The sequence below is a fragment of the Pirellulales bacterium genome (genome assembly GCA_036499395.1).
Classification (GTDB): Bacteria; Planctomycetota; Planctomycetia; order Pirellulales; family JACPPG01; genus JACPPG01.
Genome location: DASYDW010000064.1, coordinates 160,673 through 186,993 on the forward strand (window position 1 = coordinate 160,673; position 26,321 = coordinate 186,993).

Below are 26,321 nucleotides of genomic sequence, written 5' to 3' on the forward strand. Positions count from 1 at the left end.
TTATACCTCGATCACGTTTACCGCCGTCAGCGCTTCGCGCAGACGTAGCCGGGCGCGGTGCAGCCGCGCTTCGACCGCGCTATGACTGATACCCAAGTGGCTGGCGATATCGTGGTAGCTCCAATCTTCGGCATACTTGAGTAACAGAATTTCCGCGTCGCGCGACACCATCGTCGCCAGCGCTTCGCGCACTTGTCTTCCTCGCTCATCGGCCATCAGCCATTGCAAGGGATCGACCGTGCGTCGATCGACCTCCGTCGGCTGCGTCTCGCGTGCAAAACGGTCGACCAGGTTGCGCCGCCGGCCGTGCTTGCGCCGGTAGAGCAACACCTGCCGCACGGCCAGACGGTACAGCCAGGGTGCGACTTTCGTGGCGTCCGCAAGCGGCGCCTTCTGCGCCACCGCGGCCAACGACACCTCTTGCAGCACCTCGTCGACCGCCTGCCAATCTCCCACCCGCGCGCGGACCACCATCCGCAGCCAACGGTCGTGCTCGGCAAGCGCCGCCTGCCAGTCGACCGCAACCTGCGGCACCCGCCCTTCGGCTTGGTTGGGGGATTGTGCCTTTGTCATGGCTACCAACAGAGTTACCGCCAGGGCATGGCGTCTTGCACGACTCTCGAAAAAGAGTCGCCTCGGTGCGCGGAAGTGCCGGCCATGAATCGCCTTAAGATTATACCGTGGCAGCTGGTAAGGCTTGAAATCACTGCCCTTGTCGAGCGCCTTTTGAATCGCCGGACAGTGCCCTAGAATCGACTCGCTGCGGCATTTTAGCCGCTGTCAAACCTGCCGCTCATCGCCACAGTTCCCACATTATCAACAATGGCAAAATCCGCCCGCTACTGGCTCTTCAAATCCGAGCCCGAAAGCTTTTCGATCCAAAATTTGGCTGCCGCGCCGAAACAGACGACGTTTTGGGACGGTGTGCGCAACTATCAAGCGCGCAATTCTCTACGCGACGACATCAAGCCAGGCGATCATGTGTTGTTTTATCATTCAGCCGCCGACCCGCCGGCAGTTGTGGGGACGGCCAGCGTCGTACGCGAAGGCTATCCCGACCATACGGCCTGGCAAAAAACGAATCATCACTTCGATCCCAAGTCGACGGCTGAAAAACCCATTTGGTACATGGTCGACATCCAACTGGAAGAGATATTTCCGACGGCACTGCCTCTCGATTTTCTACGTGGGCAAAAGGCGCTCGCGAAAATGGAGCTGTTGAAACGGGGATCGCGACTGTCGATCCAGCCGGTGACGAAACCGGAATTCGACACGATTGTGAAGCTGGCTCATTCGCGCCAGGGCGGAAAGTAACGCATGGCCGAAAGACGCAACTCACTCGATTGGATCGAAGACGAACTAACGATACTCGCCTCGCAGGATCTGCTGCGGCGGCAGTTCACGCATCAGGGACCTGCAGGCGCCGCGCTCGAAGTAAATGGTCGGCCGTGCTTGAACTTCGGCTCGAATGACTATCTCGGACTGGCCGCCGATCCGCGCGTGACGGCCGCCGCGCAAGCCTGTATCGACCGTGAAGGGTGGGGTAGCGCCGCGAGTCCGCTGTTGGCCGGACGGGGCACGGCTCACGCGCAGCTCGAGGCCGATCTTGCCGCGTTCGAAGAGGCGGAAGCCGCGATCGTCTTCTCCTCAGGCTTCGCCGCCAACCTGGCGACGGTTACGACGCTGGTCTCGCGCGGGGATGTCATCCTGGCGGACGAAACAAACCATGCCAGCCTGATCGACGGCTGCCGGCTGTCGCGGGCCGAGATCGCCGTTTATCCGCATAACGACTGGCGGCAATTGGAAGCGATGCTGGCCGCCTCGCGCGATGCGCGGCGCCGGCTGATCGTGACTGACTCGTTGTTTAGTATGAACGGTGATCTCGCTCCCTTGGTCGAGATTTCGGATCTGGCCGCGCGGCATCAGGCGATGCTGATGGTGGACGAAGCGCATGCCACGGGCGTATTCGGCGCCGCAGGGCGCGGTGTGACCGAGTATTTCGGTGTCAGCGACCGCATCGACGTGCGGGTCGGCACGCTCAGCAAGGCGCTCGGCGGCGTCGGCGGTTTCGTCTGCGGGCCAATGAGTCTGATTAATTGGCTTATCAACCGCGCGCGACCGTATATCTTTTCCACCGCCCCGCCGGCAGCCGCGTGTGCGGCGGCCTCGGCGGCGCTAGCGATCGTGCGAGAAGAACCAAGCCGTCGCCAGCAATTGCTCGCACGCGCCGACCGGTTGCGCAGCGCACTAGCGAAGCAGGGCTGGGACGTCGATCGATCGGCCAGTCAGATCATTCCGCTGGTCGTGGGAGAGCCGCAACGGGCGCTGGAACTATCGAGCGAACTAGCTAAACGCGGCTTCTATGTTCCCGCGATTCGTCCCCCCAGCGTCGTCCCGGGCCAGGCGCGACTGCGGATCGGCCTATCCGCAGCTCATGACGAAGCGGCGATCGCTAGGCTGCAAGCGGCGCTCGCCGAGCTATCGGCGCATACTCCTGCCGCCGTGCGGTAGACGTAGCCCGTTGAGAGTCCGCTATTCGATCGCACCGCGCGCCAAAGCCGCGATAATTCGGTCGACGTCGTAGACGCAGCCCCCCCAGGTACCACCGCTCGCGCTTTGCAGAGCCGCCCACAGGCGTGTGTCGTCCGGCAACGCGGCGTCGGATTTCAGATCCTCGCGCACCGGCCGTGCGGCCAATACAGCGGCCGCGGCCGTTGGCTCGAGTCGCTGGTGCTCGTCGCCGACAAAGTCGACGGTGCCCACCAGGTTGCGGCAATCGATCATGATTTGCACCAGGTCGCCGTCGCGCAATTTACCCAGCGGCCCGCCCGCCAGAGCCTCGGGTCCGACGTGGCCAATGCAAGCGCCCGTGCTGACGCCGGAAAAGCGAGCGTCGGTCACCACCGTCACTTCGTGGCCCCAGGAAAGATGCTTCAGCGCCGCGGTGATCTGATAAATCTCTTCCATGCCCGAGCCCAGCGGTCCGCGGCCGGCAAGCACCAGCACGTCACCAGGCTTGATCGGACGTTCGCCGCGTCCCTTGATCGCCGCGGTGGCATCGACTTCGCGAGTGAAGACGCGAGCCGGGCCGAGCTTGTGATACACGCCCGACGGATCGAGGACTTTGGGACTGATGGCGGTGCTTTTCACGACCGATCCTTCAGGCGCCAGATTGCCGCGCGGGAAGCACACAGTGCTTGTCAGGCCGCGTTCGCGCGCCTTGTCGGGCGACATGATGACATCGCCGGGATCAACGCCGTCGGCCGTAAAAAGGGCTTGCCGAAGTTTCTTGCGCCGCTCGCTCGTCTCCCACCAGGCGAGCACTTCGCCGAGCGTAATGCCGGCCGCCGTCATCACGCCAAGGTCCAAGAGTCCCAGCTCGCGCAAGTGCAGCATCACCTCGGGAACGCCCCCCGCCAGGAAAACGCGCACCGTGGGATGGCCCATCGGACCGTTGGGCAAGGCATCAACAAGTCGTGGCACTTGTAGATTGATCTTATGCCAGTCGTCAACCGTCGGGCGTCGCAATCCAGCCGCGTGCGCGATCGCTGGTATGTGCAATAACAGATTCGTCGAGCCGCCGAACGCAGCGTGTACGACCATCGCGTTGCGAACCGCCGCATCGGTCAGAATATCGCGCAGCTTGATGCCGCGGGCATGCAAATTCCACAGAGCCCGTGCACTGCGGCGTGCCGTGTCGAGCCAGATCGGCTGACCTGACGGCGCGAGCGCCGAATGCGGCAGCGAAAGCCCCAGCGCCTCGCCCACGACTTGCGACGTTGCGGCCGTACCAAGGAATTGGCAGCCACCACCGGGCGAGGCACACGCACGACACGCCAAGATCGCGGCCTCCTCGAGCGAGATCTCTTGATGAGCAAAGCGCGCCCCGACTGATTGCACTTTGCCGGCATCTTCTCCCTCGGTGGCGGGCAAGGTAACTCCACCAGGCACCAGCACGCACGGCAACTCACGCGATCCGGCCAGTGCCAACATCATCGCCGGCAGCCCTTTGTCGCACGTCGCGACTCCCAGCACACCACGACGCGTGGGAAGCGAACGAATCAGGCGGCGGAAGATGATGGCAGCATCGTTGCGATAAGGAAGACTATCGAACATGCCCGTCGTCCCTTGCGTTCGCCCATCACAAGGATCCGAGCAAAACGCGGCGAATGGAACGCCACCTGCGGATTTTAGTTCACGTGCCGCGGCCTGCATCAGCAGCCCGACCTCCCAATGCCCTGTGTGATACCCCAGGGCGATGGGCGTTCCGTCGGCTGCGCGAATGCCACCTTGGGTGCTGAGCAGGACGAACTGCGGGCCGAGCATTTCGGTGACGGGCCAGCCCATGCCCGCGTTCTGCGTCAGTCCGAATATGTCACCGCTGGGCCAGTCGCGCAACATTTCCTCGGTCAGCGGCAGCGCACCAGCCGGGCCCGTGGCATGTGTCGTTACATGCTCGACGGCCGACAGGTTATCCCCGATGACTTCGGCGGCAGAGAATTCGTGATTCTTGGTCATCAGCAACTACATTTGTTTTAAGGACATTCAATTCGAACCAGCGATAGTCCAACATCAGCGGTGTTGAACTCGTAGCACGCTTAGCCAATTCTCAAGATGCTTCGCGTGCCGAGGGGAGCCAATAACGCGCGGCCGTCGTGGCCAACAGTGGCAGCGCGATCGATGCCGCTAGTGCGACCGGCAAGTTTCCTTCTTGACCCGCATAGTACCCCAAGCCCGCGTAGGCGGCGGCCAGCCCCAGATTGGCAAGCGCAACGACCGGCAAGAACCGGCGCCAAGGAACGCCCACCGCACCCAGCAGCAAGACACTCGCCTCGGCCAGGACCGGCAACGGTCGGGTCAGGGCCAGTACCGCTGGACCGCGGTCCTCGCCCAGTGCTTCCATGCGTCGCAGATCATCTGCCGAGGAGAAACGCTGCGCCAGCGGCCGGCCGAACGCGCGGGCCAGTGCAAAACCGATCATGGCGCCCAGCGTCATGCCCAGCCACACCACAGCCGTTGCCCCGAGGAAGCCGAGACGTGCGCCGGCCAGCGTGCTAACGAAGCTCGAGGGAACCGGGAGCAGAATGTCACTGGCCAGGATTCCGACAACGATGGCCGCCGTCGCCATCGGTGAAAGCGCCGTGTCGAACCAGCGCTCGACCTGCGCTTCGAGCGAGTCACCAAAGCTGAGAAATGGAATAATCGGCACCAGCAGCACGAGTGTCACCGCGACCGTCCAGCGAACGAGATCATGCATCGATTTTTGGCCTCGAATCGTGAGCTTGTCCTCGCGGCATGAGCCGGCAGCAGACGCTATGCACGGTTCACTCGCATGCAATGCCGTTCGGCGAAATGGACGCCAAGTTGCAAGTTAAGCGGCAATGCAATTGCGTGCAACGGCCGAAATGGCTTGGGTTTAAGCGTTACGCCGGCTTGTCCGCCGCCAGGCAGGCGATTAGGCTCAAGATTTCCCCGATCGCTACCCATTTCGGGCTGTTGCTACTGCGGTAATTCGGCCCGCGATAGCGCTGGCGCAGCGTATCCGACGCTGTGCCGATGGCTCGATTGTCATCTCACTTCTTTGTATCTTCGCCATGCCGCCCACGAAGTCGACCCAGGACCGACAGCGCCGCCAAGCTGCCTCGACCCGAGGTGCCGGTGCGCTCTCTCCTCAAGTCGGTCTGGCGTGGCAATCGTTGACGATTTGGGCCGGTGTCGCGCTCGTGGCCATGGTCGTCATTGCCTATCTGCCGGCGCTTGATGCCGAGTTCATTTGGGATGACGAAACCAACGTCACGAACAACGAGACGTTGCGATCGCTCGACGGGCTACGGCAAATGTGGTTTGTGCCACGCTCGATTCAGCAGTATTACCCCCTCATGTACACCACATACTGGGTGGAGTACCACCTGTGGGGACTGGCTCCGTTCGGCTATCACCTGGTCAATATCCTGCTGCACGCCACGGCCGCGCTATTGGTGTGGCGTCTGCTGCTGCGGCTGCAAGTGCCAGGGGCGTGGCTGGCGGCGGCGATTTTTGCCGTGCATCCGGTTGAAGTCGAGTCGGTAGCCTGGGTGACCGAGCGGAAAAATGTCTTGAGCCTGTCGTTGGCCTTGTTGGCGATGCTGGCCTACGTGCGCTTCGATCCGCCTGAAGCCTCGACCGCACCGTCACCCGGTCCCGGGCGGTGGCGCTGGTATGCGACCGCAGTAGTGCTGTTCGCCCTGGCGCTGTTCGCCAAAACCGTGGTGGTCACGCTGCCCGCCGTGATGCTGGTGATTTATTGGTGGAAACGCGGCCGCGTCACGGCGCGCGACGTGGCCTACATGGCCCCACTGTTTGGTCTATCGATCGCGATGGGCCTGGTCACACGCTGGGTCGAATTGAATCACGTCGGCGCCGAGGGCAACGAATGGTCGATGGGAGAGGTCGAACGTCTGCTCCTGGCCGGACGCGCCCTGTGGTTTTATGTAGCCAAGTTGGCCTGGCCGCATCCGTTGGTGCTTTTCTATCCGAATTTCACCATCGACTCGGGGCAGTGGTGGCAATACCTCTTTCCTCTGGCTGCCATTTTATTGCCGGTCGGACTTTGGCTCGCGCGTAATTCGATAGGCCGTGGCCCGTTGGCGGCCGTGTTGATCTTTTGTGGAGTGATGGTGCCTGCGCTGGGATTCTTTAACGTCTACTTTATGCAGTACGCGCAGGTTTCCGACCATTTTCAGTACCATGCCAGCATAGCGCTGATCGCGCTTGTCGCGGCGAGTGCTGTGACCCTCTCGAGCGGGTTAAAGCCGCAGCAGCGAGTCATGGCGCGCGTCGGAGCCAGCCTGGTTCTGTTCGCGTTGGCCGTGCTCACTTATTGTCAGACATTTATCTATCACGATCTGGAAGTACTCTATCGAGATACGATCGCCAAGAATCCGCAGAGTTGGATCGCTTATCTGAACCTGAGCACGCATCTGGATTCGCTCGGTCGCGCGGACGAGGCCCTGAACATGGCGCGGGCGGGGCTGGAAGTCGCGCCGAGCCAACCACGGCTGCATGCCTGCCTGGCAAATGTTTTGGATGAATTGGGCGAGACGCGCCGTGATCCGCGCCAACGACAGGAAGCGATTGCGCATTACCAAGAGGCGGTACGTCTGAAACCTTCGTATACCGATGTTTACAACTCTCTCGGCTTCATGGCTCTGCAAGATCATCGCGACGAAGCGGCCGGATATTTCGAGCAAACGCTCGTTTATGAACCCGAAAATGCCCGGGCTTTGTATGGGCTCGGCCGTGTGGACGGTCTGGCCGACCGCTGGGCCGCGGCGCAACAGCGCTTCGAGCAAGCACTGAGAAGTGACCCGCGGCTCGTCGACGCCCAGAACGACCTGACCGTTGCGCTGGTCAGACAAGGAAAGACGTCCGAGGCCATCGAGCATTTGACGGCCGTCGTCCAACGGTATCCCGATCGCCCGGAAGTGCATTACGAGCTGGCCAACCTGCTCGTCGCACGAGAAGATCTCGCCGGGGCAGCACAACATTACGCCGAAGCGGTGAGATTGCGCCCCGGTTATATCGAGGCATTGCAGAACCTAGGTGCCGCATTGTTGAAAATGGGGCAGAACGATCGCGCCATCCGGTGCTTTGGCGAGACACTGCGCCTCGATCCGAACAATGCCCAGGCCCGTGCGAATCTGGCACAAGCACAAGAGTTCAAGCGCATGTCGATGGAAAAGTAGCCGCGGCGACCAGCAGGCCGAGCGCAAGAAAACTACCGCTGACGAAGCGAATTGACGAAACACGAAACAATCTCGATGCACGTATTGCAGAGTGACAACTCGCCAGACCAAGGCACGATCCAACCGGCGGATGCGCCTGCGCCGACAAATTGGTTCGAACCGCGCCGAACGTTGGTCGGAGCGGCCTTACTGGCCCTGCTGATCATCGTCGCCTATGCGCCGGTCGTGCGTGATAAATTCATTTGGGACGACGATGCCTACGTCACGCGCAATCCCACTTTGCGATCGCTCGCCGGGTTGCGGCAAATGTGGCTAGAGCCACTGTCGATCCCGCAATACTACCCGCTCGTTCATACGACGTTCTGGATCGAATATCACCTCTGGGGCTTGAATCCCCTGGGATATCACCTCGTTAACGTGCTGTTGCACGCGACGAGCGCCTGGCTGCTATGGAGGTTGCTCAAGCGACTCGAGGTACCTGGCGCATGGCTGGCGGCGGCATTATTCGCCGTGCATCCCGTGTGCGTCGAGTCGGTGGTATGGGTCACCGAGCGCAAGAACGTCTTGAGCTTGGCGCTCGTGCTGAGCTCGATGATCGCGTATTTCCGCTTCGCGCCGCTGGATCAAGACGACGCCGAAGAATCGCCTTCGTCCAAGGCTGGTCGCTGGGGTTGGTACGCGCTGTCGTGGCTGTTGTTTTTTGCGGCACTACTGAGCAAGACGGTCGTGGCCACGATGCCGGCTGTAATCCTGGTCGTCATCTGGTGGAAGCGAGGCCGAATCGGCTGGCGCAACGTCGTCCCCCTCTTGCCGTTTTTTATCATCGGCGGAATTATGGGCCGGCATACGGCGATGCTGGAAAAGACGCACGTGGGGGCACAAGGTGAAGAGTGGGACTTCACGCCCATCGAACGCGGTTTGATTGCCGGCAGGGCGATCTGGTTCTACGCCGGAAAGCTGGCTTGGCCCTATCCGCTTATTTTCTTTTATCACCGCTGGAACATCGACCAGCAGCAGTGGTGGCAATTCCTGTATCCCGCGACGGCGCTTATGGTGCCCGTGGTTTTGTGGATGGCGCGGCGCCGGATCGGTCGCGGTCCCCTGGCTGCAGCGCTCATTTATGGCGGCGTACTGATGCCGGCCTTGGGCTTCTTCAACGTCTATCCCTTTCGCTACTCGTTCGTGGCAGATCATTTTCAATATCATGCCAGCCTGACGTTATTCGCGCTCGCCGGAAGCTGCGCGGGCCTTGCGGCGATGCGATTGTCGTCGCCGGGGCGCGCCATGCTCAAGGCGTGTCTGGCCGGTGTACTGCTGATGTTAGTCGGACTCAGTTTTCAGCAGACTCGGATTTACGAAGACCTGGAAGTTCTCTATCGCGACACCATCGCGAAGAATCAGACCGGCGTCATCGCCTATTCGAACCTCGCGGCCTATCTTGGTGACCTGGGCCGAAATGCCGAGGCGCTGGATCTCGCGCGTGAAGCCATCAAGCGTGATCCCGAGGGGGCTGGCGTGCATAACAATCTAGGGGCCATTCTGCTGGGCTATTGCCAGCAACTTGGCGATCACGGCGAACGTTTCGACGAAAGTGTCCGTGAATTAAGTAAAGCTCGCGAGTTGAATCCCAAGTACCTTGGATCGCACTGCAATCTGGCGGTGGCCATGCTGTATGACAATCGGCCCGAAGAAGCGGTCGTACATCTGCGGCGCGCACTGGACATTAATCCTCGCGACGCTCGCTCGCTGTTCGGTATGGGCTCACTGATGACGCAGTTAAAGAAGCCGGACGAAGCACGGCAGTGGTACGCGCAGGCCTTGGCGCGCGACCCCGATCTGCCGCCGGCTCATTACGGGCTGGGATTGCAGGAAATCGAGGAGGGCCGAACCGACGAGGCTATCGCGCACCTAGAAACGGCGTTGCGTCTGGAACCTGCTTACACGGATGCCCATTATGCGATCGCCAACGCTCTCTCGGCCAAAGGAGAAATTGAAGCGGCGGCACTGCATTATCGCCGGGCAGTTGAACTGCGCCCGAAGTATGTGGCGGCGCTCGTGAATCTAGGAATCGCGGAACTTCGGCTGGGCAATACGGCCGCGGCATCCACCGCATTCGAAAAGGCACTCGCATCCGATGCCCAGAATAACGAAGCGCGACTAGGCTTGGCCGTCACCTTGGTGAACGCAGGCAACCCGGCCGCGGCGATCGAGCATTTCCAGAAACTACTCGCCGCCGATCCAAGCCGTGCGGACGTGCAGTTTCAATTGGCCAACGCCTTCGTCGCGCTGAGACAGATGGATCTAGCGATCGAGCACTACATGGAAGCGGTGCAGTTGCGCCCCGATTACCTCGAAGCGTTGCAGAACCTGGGAGCAGCCTTATTGATCTCTGAAAAAGTCGACGAGGCGATTCCCTATCTGGAAAAGGTCCTGCAACTGCAACCACAGAATCCGCAGGCCAGGGCCAACCTCGAACAAGCGCAACAGATGAAACGTCAGCAAAAGCCAGAATAACACTCCCTTGGTTGCAACCTGTCGCTCGTCTCGAAATCCGCTATGGCACGAAACTTACAAACGCCCGTCAGTGCCAATCGCGGCGAGAAATCCGGCGAGGTACCTCGAGTGCCAACGGCCGTACCACCACATTCGCCGGTCTGGACCCTATTGGCAGTCGTAGCCGTCGGCGTGGCGGTCGGGATCGTCTATCGCGGTGCGCTGCACGTCCCGTTCATTTTCGACGATCGAGAATGCGTAGTTGGCAATCCGTCGATCAGGCAACTGTGGCCCCTATTCGGCGACGCGGAACGGCCGGGCCCTCTGAATCCGCCGAGGGATTTCTCGACCGCTGGCCGACCGGTTGTGAATTGGACGTTTGCGGTCAACTACCACTTTGGGCAGCTAGATCCTGCTGGCTACCACCTTTTCAACATCGTCCTGCACGGCCTCTCGGCGCTGCTGTTGTGGAGAATCGTGCGACGCACACTGCGGCTCGAATTCTTTCGTGACCGCTTTGCACGCGTCGCCGATCCGCTTGCGCTGCTGGTCGCGCTGTTGTGGGCCGTTCATCCGCTGAATGTCGAAGCGGTCGTATATGTAACGCAGCGAACGGAGCTGCTGATGGGACTGTTTTATCTGGCGACGCTCTATGCCAGCCTGCGTTATTGGACAGCCCCGACCGAACCCAGGCGGTGGGCGTGGTGCCTGGTCGCGGCAGCAGCTTGCTTCTCGGGTATGGGGTGCAAGGAAGTAATGGCTTCGGCGCCCGTCATGGTGCTGCTCTTCGAACGAACCTTTCTCGCAGGTTCATTTCGCCAGGCGTGGCGCGCTTCGTGGCGATTGTATTCACTTCTGGCAAGTTCCTGGCTATTGCTGCTCGTCTTGCATCACGGTGGATCGCGTTCGGAATCGGTCGGCTTTCATCTTGGCGTGGCTCCCTATGTGTGGTGGGCAACGCAAACGAAAGTACTGCTCCTTTATTTAAAGCTCTGCATTTGGCCTTGGCCCTTGGTGATTCATTACGAAATTCCGCATCTGGACACCGTCGCCGCGGCGCTGCCTTGGGTGTTGCCCGTCGTCGGATTGATGCTGCTCACCGTTATTTTAGTCGCGCGACGCACCGCGGCTGGATTCGTGCTGACGTGGATGTTTGCAGTCCTGTCGCCGACGTTGCTCGTGCCGATCGTGACGGAAATTGCCGTGGAACGCCGCATGTATCTGCCGCTGGCCGCGCTCGTTGCGCTCGCCGTCGGCGGTGGTTATCTCCTAGCGCGACGTTTCTTCACGGCCGCGCATTCGCCAACGTCTGCGCCGTTATGGGTGATGGGGGCGGCCGGGATCGCTCTCATCATTACCTATTGCGCCGTCGATCGACGCCGACTGGAAGCGTACGCAGATACGGTAAACATTTGGCAAGACGCGCTTGCTTATTACCCTGCTAGCAACGTGATCAACGCGAATCTGGCTTCGGAACTATTGGTGGCCGGTCGACCAGAGGAAGCCCTCACAGTATCCCGGCAGGCACTATCGCTGGGATGCGACAGCCGGGGAATTCACAACAATCTGGGAGCTTCGTTGACGGCGCTTGGCGATCGCTACGGTTTTCAGCCAGGCCAACTCGACGAAGCAGTGGTACAGTTGAACGAGGCCTTGCGGATCAGCCCCGACTTCGAAGACGCACTCGTGAATCTGGCGTTCGCCTTGCTCAAAGGTGGGCAGCCTGACCAGGCGGATGCTCATTGCGCACGTGCATTGCAGATCAATCCGCGCAATGCGCAAGCGCTGTACGCCCGGGGAACGATTTTCATGGCATTGGGCAAGGCCAACGAAGCAGCCCAATACTTGCAGCAAGCAGTCGAACAAGATCCGCGCTCCGCGGCAGCCCACTATGGGCTAGCGCTTGTATTGCTCAACGGATCACAGCCGCAGGCAGCCCGCGACCATCTACAAGAAGCGCTGCGCCTCGATCCCACTTTGCCCGAGGTTCATTACGCACTGGGTGGCGTGCTAGCGGCACAGGGTGACTTGCGCGGCGCGGCGCACGAATACGCCGCCGCCGCCGACCTACGCCCCGCCTATGCCCAGGCCGTCAACAATCTGGGCGTCATGCAAATGAACTTGGGCGAAATGGACAACGCTATCCGGAGCTTTGCCGAGGCCGTCCGTCGTCAGCCGGATTACAAAGAAGCGCAAGGCAATCTAGAACGAGCGCAGCAAGTCAAGCGGCAGCAAGATGGCGAACAAAAGCAATAAGAATCGTACGACTGGCAGTCGCGATTCGGGCGATTCTCGTTCGACCGCGATTCCGCCGACCGGAATATCGCGGGAAAGGCTGTTGCTGGCCGGCGCCGCGGTCATTCTAGCCGCCGGCATCGCGCTCGTTTACCAGCGGGCCCTCAATGCCCCGCTAATCTTCGATGACGAAACTGTCATCGCAAAAAACCCGTCGCTCAAACAATTGTGGCCGCTGTTTGGTGATTCCGAATTGCGCGGCCCACTCAATCCGCCGCGCGACCTTAGCACCTCCGGTCGACCACTGGTGAATCTCTCGCTGGCCATAAATTATCACTTTGGCGAAATCGAGACCGCGGGCTACCACGTCGTCAACATGGTATTGCACCTGCTGGCGACTCTATTGCTGTTGGGGATTATGCGGCGCACGCTACGGCTCGATTTCTTTTCTCCCTCGATTCGCACCGCTGCCGATCCACTGGCATTTCTCGTCGCCCTGGCCTGGACGTTGCATCCGCTGCACACCGAGACCGTGGTCTACATCACGCAACGTACCGAGTTGATGGTCGGCCTGTTTTACTTGGCGACGCTGTACGCCAGCTTGCGTTACTGGAACGCAACGACAGACCGCTCTCGCCGGATTTGGAATCTGCTGGCCATGTTGGCTTGCGCCTTGGGCATGACGTGCAAGGAAGTAATGGTCACGGCTCCGGTCGCAGTCTTACTCTTTGACCGAACATTCGTGGCAGGTTCGTTTCGCGCGGCGCTTGCGCGTTCTCGGTGGTTGTACGCTGGTTTGGCGGCGAGTTGGCTCGTTCTTCTGGTGCTCAACATCGGCGGGCCGCGTTCATCGTCCGCGGGCTTTCGCACGAGCTTGCCCGCCTATAGCTGGTGGCTGACACAGACCGAGGTGTTGATTCTCTATTTGCGACTCGTCTGCTGGCCTTGGCCGCTGACGATTCATCATCAGATCCCCTTTCTAACAACCATTGGAGAGGCCTGGCCGTGGTTATTGACCGCGACGTTGCTGGCCATCGCGACGCTAGCGCTCGTCGCCCGGCGCACGGCGGCGGGATTCGCGATTGCCTGGACTTTCCTGATTCTTTCGCCGACTCTGGTCGTGCCGATCGTCACGGAAGTTGCCGCCGAGCGGCGGATGTATTTGCCGTCGGCGTCACTCTTGGCGCTGGTGATCGTCGGTGGTTTTGCGCTGCTCGAATGGATCGGCAAATCGGAGGGCACTTTGGCCGACGCGGGCCGTGGACGACGCTCATTGCCGGTGATCGCCGCTTGCGCTCTCGCGCTCGCAGCCGCTTACGGCACCGTCAGCGTACGGCGCCTGGCTGCTTACGAAAGTGCGATCAGCATCTGGCAGGATGCCGCATCGTGCGAGCCGCACGATGCGACGGTGCAAACAAACTGGGGTGTCGCGCTGGCGGCAGATGGCCGCCCACAAGAAGCCATCGAGCATTATGAAGAGGCATTGCGTATCGACCCCGCAGCGCCCGAGGCTCGCCCCAACCTGGCCGAAGCCTACTATGATCTTGGGCTACGGCAGCTCGATCAGAACAAACCGGCCGAGGCCGAGAAGTTCTTCCTGACCGCGTTAGGTATCAACGCCGATTTCGCCAACGCGCATTATGCGTTGGCTGGCGCGCGGGCCGCGCAAGGAGATGCGCGCGGCGCCGCACAGAACTATGCCGTAGCGGCTAAGCTGCGGCCCGACTACGTCGCGGCCTGGATCAATCTCGGAGCGACGCGATTAGGCTTGGGAGAAACCGAGTCGGCGGCCAGTGCGTTTCAACAGGCACTGCGCCATAGCCCCGACAACGCGGACGCCAGCTTCGGCCTTGGAATTGCGCTGGCCAAGCTGGGAAAAGGTCGCGAAGCGGCTGAACAATTTCAAGCGGCGTACCGCGCCGATCCGCGGCGGGCGGATGCGCATTTCGAACTGGCCAATCTGCTCGTCGCTGCCAATAATCTGCCAGCCGCGGCCGAAGAGTATCGTGCCGCAATTCGCGTGCAACCCGACTATCTCGAAGCGTGGCAAAACCTAGGCGCCGTGTCGCTCGCTCAGGGAAACGTAAAACAGGCGATCGCCACTTTTCAAGAGGTGCTGCGCTTGCAGCCTGACTATCCGCAAGCCCGTGCCAATCTCGAGCGCGCCATAGAACTGAGCCGGCAGCAAGAAGGAAAATAGCCTCGCACAGCGGACCGGCACGAACAGCGATTTCGCCAGCGCGGCTATTGAGCCGACGCCGGCTGCGACTGCCGAGCAACGTTTTGCCGTGGTTCGGCGACCGACACCGCGATCCAGCCGTCCTGAATCACGAATTGCGAGAAGGCCAGATCGCGGGTGCGCTCGTCGCTCGACCATTTTGGATCCACGAGCACCAGTTCACGATCCTTGGCGAATGCCTTGCTGAAGATCCCGCGCAGAGGAATCTGACCTGCCAGCCGGCTGCCGATCACCTGCACCGTGCCGTCGCGCACCAATCGAGCTTGCAGTCCTTCGACCTCGGGCCGGTAGAAGACGCGTACGCGAAAGTTTTTCCAGGTGCGTTCCGCGTTCGACAATCGCGCAACCGCTAGTTCCAATTCGATGCGACCATGCTCGCAGAAGACGCGCACCGCGTCTTGATCGGCGAAAGTGATCGACACGTCCTGGTCCGTAGCATCCATGAAGCGGCTGTTTTCCAGGTTCAGCGACTCATTCAACTGATCGCGCAGCTCGGGCAAGGTGAACGTACGGCCGCTGAGGTATAGCTTCTCGCAGATATTGTTGAACAGCGACTGGTGGAGTTGCAGACTCATAAGGCTGTCGCCCGGCGCGCGCGGCCGCGGTGTGTGCCCCGCCAATTGCTCCTCGCCCGCGACCCGCATGCGCATCGTCAGGCGTTGTTCAGATGTTTCGGCGCTGATCACCTGCGGATCAAGTGACAGAGCATCGAGGGGCTTCAGTACGCGGTTTTGCAGAATTTGATTGACGCGCTCCAATCGCTCCTCGGTGATCGAATCCATTTTGCGGCGGGCTTGCGTTTCGACCTTGCGTCGCACGACGGAACGGACTTCGCTTTCTTGATCGGCATGCTTCGAACGGGCAAAATTCTCGACAAGCGCCCCCACCAGTGGCACGCCGTCGAAATCGGTGCTGACCGAGCGCAGCTGCGTGCGGGTGTCGATGCACTCGCTCTCGGCCGGCCAGGTGCGAATGCCGCGCAGGTCCAAGTCCACCACTTTGCGCGCATGATAGCTCGAATTGCTTTGCGTATGCAGCGTGGCCGGTCCGCTGGTCGAGCGTGTGTTTGCGAAAATTTTCCCCGACGCCTCCAACGCCACCCGCAGCCGCCGGGCATCCGGCACCAGCTTCACGTCGACCGTCGTCGACGTCGTGCTCACGCCGCGGGTGGGATGTCCCAGCACCTCGTCGCGCACCGGATCGGTCGTCATCGTGGCGCCCGGTAGCAACCGCTTGAGCAGTTTCTCGGACAGGGCAAATCGCAAATTTGCGTTGCGGTAGTTCGTCTCCAGCCGCTGAGCCAATTCGCTGCCATTGACGACCAGGGAAACTGACTCGATGTAATCGTCCGCGACGCGCCGGGCGTCGCTGGGCTGGTTCGACGTTTCGAAGCGTTCCAGATCGGCCAGCAAACGGATCGGATCGAACGGATCGAGTGACCAGCTACGCAGTGCGGCGCTTAATTCGGCCACCGGCCGGCTACTGATGAATGTCCGTTGGCCATAGGTTAAATCCGAACGTTCAAGCCGCGACTGGATTTCTCGCGCCATTCGGCGCGAATCCGATTCCGAAAGTGCGATTTGCGTATTTGCAAGTGTCCGTAACGCATCGAGCGCCAGGTAGCGGCGCCATTGTTCCCCTTCGGCGCCAGCGGCGCGCGTAATCTCGTCCAAGCGGTCGAGCGCCGCGCTCAATCGCTTGACGTCAGCATCGCTTGGTCCGGCGGCTGTAATTTTCTGCTCGAACGCGGCTGGCATCAGCTCCCAAACATCCAGGCGGCGCACCAGGCCGTGCCGGACACGTAAAAGTTCGATGGCCACGCTGCGTTCACCGATTTGCGGAATCCGTCCGTCTACCTCGCCGGCCGCGGCCCGCAATTGTGCGAGAATGTCCTGGGCTCGGGCGTCGGTGGCGTTCGTATGATCGCAAAGCTCGAGAATGAGCTGTTCGACGCGCATCGACCAGTCCGTGCAATCGCACTCGCAGGCCAGCGTTTCCAAACGTTCCAGCAAGTCTTCGGGTACGGCCCACTGCGAATCGTGGCGCTTTCCGGCCGGTGCCGCCTGGTCGGCAGACTGCGCGACCAGAGTCGCTTGGGGTGCTGCGGGACGTTCTAGTTCCGGAGCTTGTTTGTGGCTCGACGCGTTTTCGATTTCAGGACGCAAGACGTTCGTCAGGCGTGTCTCGATCGGCGTCGCCGGCTGCGGTTGTTCTGCACTCGGCTCTTCGACGACAAGCGTAGGTTCCGCGGCAAATTCGCGAACCTCGACCGCGACCTGGGGCTGTTCATCGGCCGTTGGCGGTTCCGGCGCAGGGGCGGGCGACTCGACAACAGTCGGAAACAACTCGGCCACGGTCGTCGCCACTGTAGCGTCGAGCGGGGCAGCGGCAGTCTCGATCACGCCGCGCTGCGATTGATAGTCTCCGACCGTCTCTTCTTCGATCGGGATAGCAGGCCAAGGTACGGAACGAGGGCCGGGGTCATACTCAGCCAATACGCTCGACGCGCGCGAAGGATGCTCACGCGCGATCCGCTCCCATTCTCGCGGTGCAACGATGCACAACAAGAACAAGATGCCGACGACGATCAGGAACGGCCAGACCGGGCTTTGAGAAGGGCGATCCATAGGTTTCTGCAAGTCAGCGCCGAATGATGCGGATCTATGATGCGCTGTGTTGGTACGTGTACCGTTCGTTTCGCATGGAATCATCACGCACGCTAGTTTCCAATGCGACGAACAGTCGCACATCGAAATTGCGTGCGCGCAAGACAGTGCGGCCGAGCGGTACATGCCCCGTCACCAGGTTAAATCGGCGCTTTGGCCGGCGCGAAACGACGAAAAAGGGCGTCGCTCGCTAGCGGTCAAGTGAGGCCAGAGAAAAGAGGCGGGCTGGGGGCCACGAAATGCGCCAGAAAGCGAGCGTTCTCGCTCGATTCACCAATGGCAGCAATGCTGGCAGCGTTTAGAGATTCAATCCGCCGTAGCGGCGGTCGCGCTGCGCATAGTCGCGAATGGCATCATGCAGGTCCCCTTCGGAGAACTCGGGCCAGCACTGATCCGTGATCCACAACTCGGAATAGCTGATCTGCCAGAGCAAGAAATTGCTGACCCGCATCTCACCGGCCGTACGAATCAACAAGTCAGGCTCGGGCATGCCGGCCGTGTAGAGGCGATTAGCGATCGCTTCTTCGTTGATCTCTTCGGGAGCCAGCCGGCCGGCCCGCACCTCTTCGGCAATCTGACGGACCGAGGCCGCGATTTCGGCACGGCTGCCGTAATTGACCGCCAAACAGAGCAACATCCCGGTGTTCGAGCTGGTCATCTCGATTGTCTTGTTCATCTCGCGCAAGACGAAATCGGGAATGCCCTCTCGGCTGCCGATCACGGCTAGACGAATGTTCTCGTCCATGAGCGTGGTCCGCTCTTCGATCAGGTACTGCTCCAGCAGGTGCATGAGGAAATCAAGCTCGGCCTGCGGGCGTTTCCAATTCTCGCTCGACAGGCAGTAGAGCGTGAGCTGGTCGATCCCCAGCCGAGCGGCCTCTTCGGTCGTGCGTCGCACCGAGGCGACGCCGTGCCGGTGCCCTTCGATGCGAGGTAACCCGCGGCGCTGCGCCCAACGCCCATTTCCGTCCATGATCACGGCCACGTGCCGAGGGCGGCGATCCCGTGGGACGTCGAGCGTGTCGGCGTTGGGTTGGACAGAGGACTCGGTCACGGTCCGAAAACTCCTGGCGTCTGCGCTACTCTCGCTGACTGACGGGACATCGCGACGATCGCCGACTGCCCCCTTAAACCGCAGCGGCCGGTTGTGCTACTGTGTCGGCGAACATCGTCTGATCGCGATCGGGTCCCACGGAAACGATCTCCACCGGACGCCCGACGATTTCGCCGAGCCGCTGCAAGTATTGACGAGCGTTTACCGGAAGGTCGGCCATGTGACGGATGCCCGATATCTCTTCGCGCCAGCCGGGAAGCGTTTCGTAAACCGGCCGCGCCTTGCGCAAGTCGTCGACATGACTCGGAAACATACTGACTCGCCGTCCGTCGATTTCATAAGCCGTGCAGATTTTCAACTCGGGCAACTCGCTGAGCACGTCCAGCAGCATGACCGACAGGCAATCGACGCCGCTCAGGCGGGCCGTGTAGCGCGCGGCAACGGCGTCGAACCAGCCGCACCGGCGTGGCCGCCGCGTGACGGTGCCGTATTCATTGCCGCGATCGCGCAAATGTTGCCCAAGCTCGTTGTCTTGTTCTGTGGGGAACGGCCCACCGCCGACACGCGTGCTGTAGGCCTTTACCACACCGATGATTTTCTCGAGATACCGGCCGGGAACGCCAGCCCCGCCTGAGATTCCCACGCCCGAGCTGTTACTGCTGGTAACGTAGGGAAAGGTGCCGTGATCGACGTCCAGCAAGGCCCCTTGGGCTCCTTCGAAGAGGACACGCTTCCGGGCTTCGAGAGCGTCAAGCAGCAGCGAGGTCGTGTCCGCGACGTGCGGCCGCAGCCGTTCGGCATACGCACAATATTCGGCATGGATCTTGGCCGGATCGAGCGGCGTGGGACGACTCTCGCCTGACAGCAGTTCGATGACCTTGTCCTTATAAGCACACACGCGCTCAATTTTTTCCCGGAAGCCGTCGCGGTACATATCTCCCAGGCGGATCGCGTGCGAGCGTCCGACCTTGTCGCGATAGCATGGGCCGATGCCGCGCTGCGTGGTACCGATCGCTTCGGCCGCACTGGCGCGCCCTTCGCTCAGGCGATCCTCTTCCAGGTGCCACGGGAAGATCACATGCGCCCGATCGCTAATCACGAGATTCTTGTCCACCGCGACACCGCGGGCGACCAGTCCGTCGATCTCACCCAGGATGCTGGGAGGGTTCAACACGACTCCACCCGTAATGACGCATTGCACATCTGGGCGCAGAATGCCGCTGGGAATGAGCGACAACTTATACGTTTGCCCCCCGGTTACCACGGTATGGCCGGCGTTTGCACCCCCTTGGTAACGGACGACGATGTCGTTCGAACGGGTCAATAGATCGACGATCTTGCCCTTCGCTTCGTCGCCCCACTGCAATCCAATGACGCAAAGTCCAGGCACGGATCACGACCTTTGAAAAAACGAGGGTTTAAGTGCAGGCAGAATTCACGAACGACTCGCTGATCCGCTTCGCCCGAGGTCACGTCTCACGGCGAAGCCGGTTCGGGAGCAGTGTGCCGATACGACCCGCCGGGCTCAGCCACCGTCCGCATTCGAACTTCGCGCCTGATCTCAGAGCGAAAACCGATCGAAAGCGTTCGGGCCTGGCCAGCGCGCAGGGCCCCAGTCCCGGTCCGAGACATCTGTCCAAACGCATCAGTCTAAGCCAGCCGGACAGGGGGTCAAGAGGCGGCCAGACCTTGGCCATTGCCGGCACCGACCAAAAGCGGGGAATTTCGTGGCTTTGTTCGAGCACCGCCGTAACTAGCCGAACCGGCGGGAGAACGTCTGCGACACCGTTTTGCACCCGTGCAAACCGCGGCGCAAGAGCCGGAAGGAATGTCCTGGCTCGACGTCCGCTTCCCCCTGCGCGCTGGCCCCGATGAGCAACCGATCGCCGCTGCCACGACCACAGATCGACCCGATCGCACCTACGGTGCCCTCGACGTGCATACCTGCGGCGCGTAAGTCCCCCGCGACCTGAGCGGTATGCGCGCCGTCAATGCGGATGATGACATGCACGGCAATGGAAATGACAAAGAGCGGCCTGATACCAGCCACTGGCGTCCGCCGCTCCGACGCGATACCAATGGGCTTCTGTAGTTGGTGGATTTCGCCCAGCAGGTTTTCAACGATTTCTCAGCCGAGTGGCCATGACAAAAATCAAGCATTTGCCGAAGCGCAGCCAAGTCAAAGCGACCGACCAATGGGATTTGACGAGCCTTTTCGAAACGGATGAGGCGTGGGAGACGGCTTTCAAGCGTTGGGAAAAGCGGATCAGCGGCTACGACAAGTTCCGTGGCACCTTGGCCGCCGGGGCCAAGGAAATCGCCGCCTGCTTCAAGTTCGACGCCGAAATGGATCGCGCCGCCGAACGGCTGGGAACGTACGCATTCCTGAAAACGGCCGAGGACACGGCCAATAGCACCTATCAGCGGATGCAGGGGCGCTTTCACAATGCCGCCAGCCGCGCCGGCCAGGTGGCCAGCTACATTCGGCCCGAGATTATGGCCATTCCCGCGGCCAAGATGAAGAAGTTCCTGGTCGCCAAAGAATTGGCTCCGTACCGGCTGTCGCTCGAGCGATTGTTGCGGTACAAGCCGCACACGCTGTCTGACGGCGAGGAAAAGTTGCTGGCCATGCAGAGCGAGATGTCGGTCACGGCCAATCAGGTTTTCCGCCAACTGAACAACGCCGACTTGAAATTCGGCACGATCAAGAACGACCAGGGCGAAACCGTCGAGCTGAGCCACGCTTCGTTCTCGTCTCTGCTGCAATCTCCCAAACGCACGTTGCGCGAAGCGGCCTTTCGCCAGTACTACCACCAGTTTGCCGCGCATGAGAACACGCTGGCCGCGACACTGGCTGGCTCGGTGCAGCGCGACATCTACTACGCCCGAGCCCGCGGTTACGAAGGTTCGCTCGCGGCGGCACTGTTCCCCGACAAGGTGCCGCAAAAGGTCTATGACAACCTGATCACGGCCGTAAGGCATAATCTGCCGGCCTTGCATCACTATTACGACCTGCGGCGGCGGAAGATGAAGCTAAAGGACATCCACCATTACGACACGTACGTGCCGATTCTCAGCGAGCTGAAATCGCACCACACGTGGGACGAGGCGGTGAACGTCGTCATCGAATCGCTTGTGCCCTTGGGCAGCGAATACGGCAGCGTGCTGGAGAACGGACTCTCCGGCCGGTGGTGCGATCGCTACGAGAACCAGGGAAAGCAGAGCGGCGCCTTCAGCTCGGGTTCGTACGATGGCGAGCCTTTTATCCTGATGAACTTTCAGCCCGAGGTGCTGGATCACGTCTTTACGCTAGCGCACGAGGCCGGGCATTCGATGCACTCGTACTACTCGGCCAAGGCGCAGCCCTTCCAGTACTACAACTACACGATCTTCGTGGCCGAGGTCGCCAGCACCTTCAACGAACAGTTGCTGAGCAAGCATCTGATGCGCAACGCTCGCGACGATCGCGAACGGGCGTTTCTCATCAATCGCGAGATCGACGCCATCCGCGGCACGATCTTGCGACAGACGATGTTCGCCGAATTCGAGAAGATCACACACGAGCTGGCCGAGCAGAACGAACCGCTGACGGTCGATCGCTTCAAAAGCGTCTATCGCGAGTTGCTGGAAGCCTACTTCGGCCCTGAGTTCACGCTCGATCCGGAACTATCGCTCGAGTGCTTCCGTATTCCGCACTTCTACAGCGCGTTCTATGTCTACAAGTACGCCACAGGGCTTTCGGCGGCGATCGCGCTTTCCGAGCGCGTCACCGCGGGCGTGAAGGGAGCCGTCGAGGACTACCAGAATTTCCTCAAAGGGGGCTGCTCGAAAGACCCACTGGATTTGCTGCGCGACGCGGGGGTCGATATGGAAAAGCCCGAGCCCGTCGACACGGCGCTGGCGTACTTCCGCAAGCTCGTGGATGAGTTGGACGAGCTGTTGTAAGGCGTCCGCCCGGCTATGATCGAACGCATTGTCGGGTGCATCGACGACGCTTCAGGGCGACGAAATCGATCGTGGCGGTAACACCGACCGTGGTGTCCCATCGGAGCATTTGCCGTTCGATCCGCGAAACACTTGCTAGCAACGGTCGCGCGCCATAGCACCCAGCAGAACGGGTCGCCGCCCGGCGAATCGCGACAGAATAAACGGCCGCAAACGTCGAGAATTCCCGAGCGAGTCGTGCCATTCCGGGCTTATGGCATAAAAGTATGTATTGCCGTTATTGGGGATCGAGGCAATACTTGAAGTTGGGTAGAGATAGGCGAGGTGTGCGGATTTGGAAGTCCACCATCTCGGCCCAGAGTTAGAGGCACGGCCTACCTTCGGTTCACTTCCGCACCGGGCGTTCTTTTCCAACCTTCCCTTCTGGTCGCTTAGGCGAACGCGTTTGCTGCTGCGCGCTCGGGAAGTTTCCATCCCCGCGCTCGGCTAGCGCACGTCGCCAGGGTGAGATCGCAGGGAAGGCGCGGAAAGCCCGGAGCAGGCAGCCCGAGCGTCGGAGCTGTCGTGGATCGTTGATGGTCAAAAAAACCAGGGGTGTGCGTGTAACGTGCGGACGGACGCCGCGCGGCGCCTGGGAACGACGAGCAACGTCGTGGAGTACCAGCAATGGCCAATGGACGTTCGATTATCGAGATTATCGCCGAGCGACAAGACCTAGAGCAGTTTCGCAAGAAGAATTGGGAAGGCTCGTTCGAGGAATACCTCGACCTGGTCCGCGCCAATCCGAAGGTGACTCGCAACGCCTTCGAGCGCGTCTACGACATGATCATGTCCTACGGGACTGATGCCTACGAAGAAGGGCGCGAAAAGCACGTTCGCTATCGCTTCTTCGAAGATCCGGACAGCGAAGGCGCCGACGCCGTCTTTGGTCTGGAACACCAGCTCTCCTTGCTAGTCAACGCCTTCAAAAGCGCCGCCCAGGGCTACGGCATCGAGAAGCGAGTTCTATTACTTCACGGCCCCGTCGGCAGCAGCAAAAGCACGATCGCCCGCCAATTGAAGAAAGGGCTGGAGCGGTACTCCGCCCGCGATGAGGGCGCACTCTACACGTTGGGCTGGGTCGATCTGGAGGACTCGCAGACCGTGCATTGGTGCCCGATGAACGAGGAGCCGCTGCACATCATTCCCAGCCGGTTCCGCGCTGATGTCGAGGCGAATCTGAACGCTGAACGAGGCGCAGGCGACTACCGCGCCAAGATCAAGGGAGAACTTTGCCCCTTCTGCCGTTACGTGTACAACGAGCGGCTAAAGCATTATGCCGGCGACTGGACGCGCGTCGTGCAGGACGTGCGCGTCAAGCGTTTGATTCTCAGCGAAAAAGATCGTGTCGGCATCGGCACCTTCCAGCCGAAGGACGAGAAAAATCAGGACTCGACCGAACTGACGGGCGATATCAACTATCGCAAGATCGCCGAGTACGGCAGCGATAGCGACCCGCGCGCATTCAATTTCGACGGCGAATTCAACATCGCCAATCGTGGCATTGTCGAATTCGTCGAAGTGCTGAAGCTGGACGTGGCATTTCTTTACGACCTGCTGGGCGCCAGCCAGGAGCATAAGGTCAAGCCGAAGAAATTCGCGCAAACGGACATCGACGAAGTAATTCTCGGTCACACGAACGAACCGGAATATCGCCGCCTGCAGAACAACGAGTTCATGGAAGCGTTGCGCGACCGCACGGTGAAGATCGACGTGCCATATGTGACCACGCTGACTAACGAAGTTCGCATCTACGAAAAGGACTACAACAAAGAAAAAGTGCAGGGCAAGCATATCGCGCCGCACACGATCGAAATGGCCGCCATGTGGGCCATCCTTACCAGGCTCGAGCCGCCGAAAAATGCCAGCTTGTCACTGCTGCAGAAATTGAAGCTGTACAACGGCAAAAGCCTGCCCGGCTTTACCGAGGACAACGTCAAAGAACTGCGTGACCAGGCCATCACCGAGGGAATGCACGGCATCTCGCCGCGCTACGTGCAGGACAAGATCTCGAACGCCCTGGTGGCACATCCCGACGCGACCAGCATCAATCCGTTCATGGTTTTGAACGAGATCGAAGCGGGGCTCAAACATCACACGCTGATCACCAGCGAAGAGATGCGAAATCACTACCGCGAGTTGCTGGGAGTGGTCAAAGAAGAATACGAGAACATTGTCAAGAACGAGGTGCAGCGCGCCATCGCGGCTGACGAGGACGCCCTGTCCCGGCTGTGCGGCAATTACATCGACAATGTGAAGGCGTACACACAGCGCGAAAAGGTGAAGAACAAATTCACTGGCCAATACCAGGAGCCTGACGAGCGGCTGATGCGATCGATCGAGGAAAAGATCGACATCCCAGAAAGCCGCAAAGACGACTTCCGCCGCGAGATCATGAACTACATCGGCGCGCTATCGATCGACGGCCGCAAGTTTGACTACAAGACCAACGAGCGATTGAACAAGGCGCTCGAACTCAAACTGTTCGAGGACCAGAAGGATTCGATCAAGCTAACGAGCCTGGTCTCGAAGGTCGTGGACGCCGACACGCAAGCCAAGATCGACGTGGTGAAGGGTCGACTAATTCGCGATTACGGCTACGACGATGAGAGCGCCACGGACGTACTAAATTATGTGGCCAGTATTTTCGCCCGCGGAGATGCCAAGCCATAGGGAAATGACCATCGACGAATGCAGAATAATGAACGCGACGGAACGATGAACGACAATTGTTCGTTTTTTCCACTCTCGCGATCATTCCGCATTCATCATTTTGAACGAGTGAAGCCATGAAGGTGGAACGGGATCAATCACGCTTTCGGCAGATTGTCCGCGGCAAGATTCGCCAGAATCTGCGGAAGTATGTAACCCACGGCGAGATGATCGGCCGGCAGGGGCGCGACCTTGTCAGCATCCCGATTCCCCAGCTCGACGTGCCGCATTTTCGCTTCGGCAAAAATGGCTCGGGCGGAGTCGGCCAGGGCGAAGGCGAGGTGGGTTCGCCGATCGGCGCCGGCCAGGGCGAGCCCGGCGATGGCACTGGGCAAGCCGGCAGCGATCCCGGCGCACACATCCTCGAGGTCGATATCTCGCTGGAAGAACTCGCGCAGATCCTTGGTGACGAACTCGAACTGCCACGCATCGAACCCAAGGGGCGTAGCAACGTCATTCAGGAAAAAACTCGCTTCACCAGCATTCGCCGGCTAGGGCCGGAATCGTTGCGGCATTTCAAACGCACCTACATTCAGGCGCTACGCCGCCAGGTTTCGTCCAGCACCTACGACGCCGACACGCCGCGCGTGGTCCCCATCCGTGAAGACAAGCGCTACCGCTCTTGGGTAAAGATTCCGCAGCCAGACGCCAGCGCCGTCGCCATCTACATGATGGACGTGTCAGGCTCGATGACCGACGAGCAAAAACAGATCGTGCGGACCGAGGCCTTCTGGATCGATACCTGGCTGAAAAGCCAATACAACGGGCTCGAGACGCGCTACATCATTCACGACGCTGCGGCCAAAGAAGTCGACGAGGACACGTTCTATCGCACCCGCGAAAGTGGCGGCACGCGCATCAGTAGTGCCTATAAAGTGTGCGTCGATCTGATCGCTCGCGAGTTCTCGCCCGCGGATTGGAATATTTACTGCTTCCAATTTTCGGACGGAGACAATTGGGGCGAGGACAACGAAGCCAGCCTGCGACTGTTGCGCGAACATCTGCTGCCGGTATCGAATCTATTCTGTTACGGACAAGTGGAAAGCCCCTACGGAAGCGGCGAATACATGCGGTCGCTGCGGATGGGCGTCTCGGACAATGTCGACAAGCTGGTGCTCTCTGAGATTCGCGACAAGGAAGCTATTTACGACTCGATCAAAGCATTTCTAGGCAAGGGAAAGTAACGGCGCAATCGTGGCCGACGTGCCATCCGG

At 60.4% G+C, this 26,321-nt stretch carries 16 protein-coding genes; 9 read left to right on the plus strand and 7 right to left on the minus strand.

What is annotated here, in order from left to right; genetic code table 11:
* A complete protein-coding gene (locus VGN12_11850) occupies positions 1–573 on the minus strand; it encodes an RNA polymerase sigma factor (protein ID HEY4310136.1) in 573 nt (190 codons plus the stop codon).
* A 249-nt stretch (positions 574–822) separates the two neighbouring features.
* Here VGN12_11850 and VGN12_11855 point away from each other — a divergent pair, with 249 nt between their 5' ends.
* Together VGN12_11855 and bioF are read left to right on the plus strand one after the other, a co-directional pair.
* Positions 823–1,314, plus strand: a complete 492-nt coding sequence (locus VGN12_11855) for an EVE domain-containing protein (GenBank protein HEY4310137.1) — start codon at positions 823–825, stop codon at positions 1,312–1,314.
* Between the two features lie 3 nt (positions 1,315–1,317).
* Positions 1,318–2,511 carry an 8-amino-7-oxononanoate synthase gene (gene bioF / locus VGN12_11860; GenBank protein ID HEY4310138.1) on the plus strand — a complete coding sequence of 398 codons (1,194 nt, stop codon included), beginning with the start codon at positions 1,318–1,320 and terminating at the stop codon, positions 2,509–2,511.
* Between the two features lie 21 nt (positions 2,512–2,532).
* Here bioF and VGN12_11865 read toward each other — a convergent pair whose 3' ends face one another.
* Together VGN12_11865 and VGN12_11870 are read right to left on the minus strand one after the other, a co-directional pair.
* Complete coding sequence (locus VGN12_11865) at positions 2,533–4,518, minus strand: YjhG/YagF family D-xylonate dehydratase (GenBank protein ID HEY4310139.1); 1,986 nt, start codon at positions 4,516–4,518, stop codon at positions 2,533–2,535.
* A 91-nt stretch (positions 4,519–4,609) separates the two neighbouring features.
* Positions 4,610–5,257: a VTT domain-containing protein gene (locus tag VGN12_11870; GenBank protein HEY4310140.1), complete on the minus strand. Its 648-nt coding sequence runs from the start codon at positions 5,255–5,257 to the stop codon at positions 4,610–4,612.
* A 337-nt stretch (positions 5,258–5,594) separates the two neighbouring features.
* On the opposite strand from VGN12_11870, the gene VGN12_11875 reads away from it, so the two are divergent.
* The 4 genes from VGN12_11875 to VGN12_11890 all read left to right on the plus strand — a co-directional run bounded on the left by VGN12_11875 (position 5,595) and on the right by VGN12_11890 (position 14,652).
* Positions 5,595–7,724, plus strand: a complete 2,130-nt coding sequence (locus tag VGN12_11875) for a tetratricopeptide repeat protein (protein HEY4310141.1) — start codon at positions 5,595–5,597, stop codon at positions 7,722–7,724.
* A gap of 75 nt (positions 7,725–7,799) precedes the next feature.
* On the plus strand, positions 7,800–10,238 hold the full coding sequence (locus tag VGN12_11880) for a tetratricopeptide repeat protein (GenBank protein HEY4310142.1): 2,439 nt from the start codon (positions 7,800–7,802) through the stop codon (positions 10,236–10,238).
* Between the two features lie 42 nt (positions 10,239–10,280).
* Positions 10,281–12,473 carry a tetratricopeptide repeat protein gene (locus VGN12_11885; protein HEY4310143.1) on the plus strand — a complete coding sequence of 731 codons (2,193 nt, stop codon included), beginning with the start codon at positions 10,281–10,283 and terminating at the stop codon, positions 12,471–12,473.
* Positions 12,454–14,652, plus strand: a complete 2,199-nt coding sequence (locus tag VGN12_11890) for a tetratricopeptide repeat protein (GenBank protein ID HEY4310144.1) — start codon at positions 12,454–12,456, stop codon at positions 14,650–14,652. Before VGN12_11885 ends, VGN12_11890 begins: the two co-directional genes overlap by 20 nt.
* A 44-nt stretch (positions 14,653–14,696) precedes the next feature.
* Here the strand turns inward: VGN12_11890 and VGN12_11895 are convergent, their stop codons facing one another.
* From VGN12_11895 to VGN12_11910, 4 genes are all read right to left on the minus strand, one after another.
* Complete coding sequence (locus VGN12_11895) at positions 14,697–17,318, minus strand: hypothetical protein (protein ID HEY4310145.1); 2,622 nt, start codon at positions 17,316–17,318, stop codon at positions 14,697–14,699.
* A 337-nt stretch (positions 17,319–17,655) separates the two neighbouring features.
* The gene (locus VGN12_11900) at positions 17,656–18,411 is read right to left on the minus strand and encodes an isoprenyl transferase (protein HEY4310146.1); all 756 of its coding nucleotides are present in this window, start codon (positions 18,409–18,411) and stop codon (positions 17,656–17,658) included.
* 73 nt (positions 18,412–18,484) lie between these two features.
* Positions 18,485–19,801, minus strand: a complete 1,317-nt coding sequence (locus VGN12_11905; GenBank protein ID HEY4310147.1) for an adenylosuccinate synthase — start codon at positions 19,799–19,801, stop codon at positions 18,485–18,487.
* A gap of 363 nt (positions 19,802–20,164) precedes the next feature.
* Entirely contained in the window at positions 20,165–20,461 is a 297-nt protein-coding gene (locus VGN12_11910; GenBank protein ID HEY4310148.1) for a hypothetical protein, read from the minus strand.
* Positions 20,462–20,553: 92 nt separating this feature from the next.
* Between VGN12_11910 and pepF the strand changes: the two genes are divergently transcribed.
* The 3 genes from pepF (at position 20,554) to VGN12_11925 (ending at position 26,291) form a co-directional block, all read left to right on the plus strand.
* Positions 20,554–22,356, plus strand: a complete 1,803-nt coding sequence (gene pepF / locus VGN12_11915) for an oligoendopeptidase F (protein ID HEY4310149.1) — start codon at positions 20,554–20,556, stop codon at positions 22,354–22,356.
* Positions 22,357–23,022: 666 nt separating this feature from the next.
* Positions 23,023–25,068: a serine protein kinase gene (locus VGN12_11920; protein HEY4310150.1), complete on the plus strand. Its 2,046-nt coding sequence runs from the start codon at positions 23,023–23,025 to the stop codon at positions 25,066–25,068.
* A gap of 116 nt (positions 25,069–25,184) precedes the next feature.
* Positions 25,185–26,291, plus strand: coding sequence for a DUF444 family protein (locus VGN12_11925; GenBank protein ID HEY4310151.1), 1,107 nt, complete (start codon positions 25,185–25,187; stop codon positions 26,289–26,291).
* The last annotated feature ends 30 nt before the right edge of the window (positions 26,292–26,321 follow it).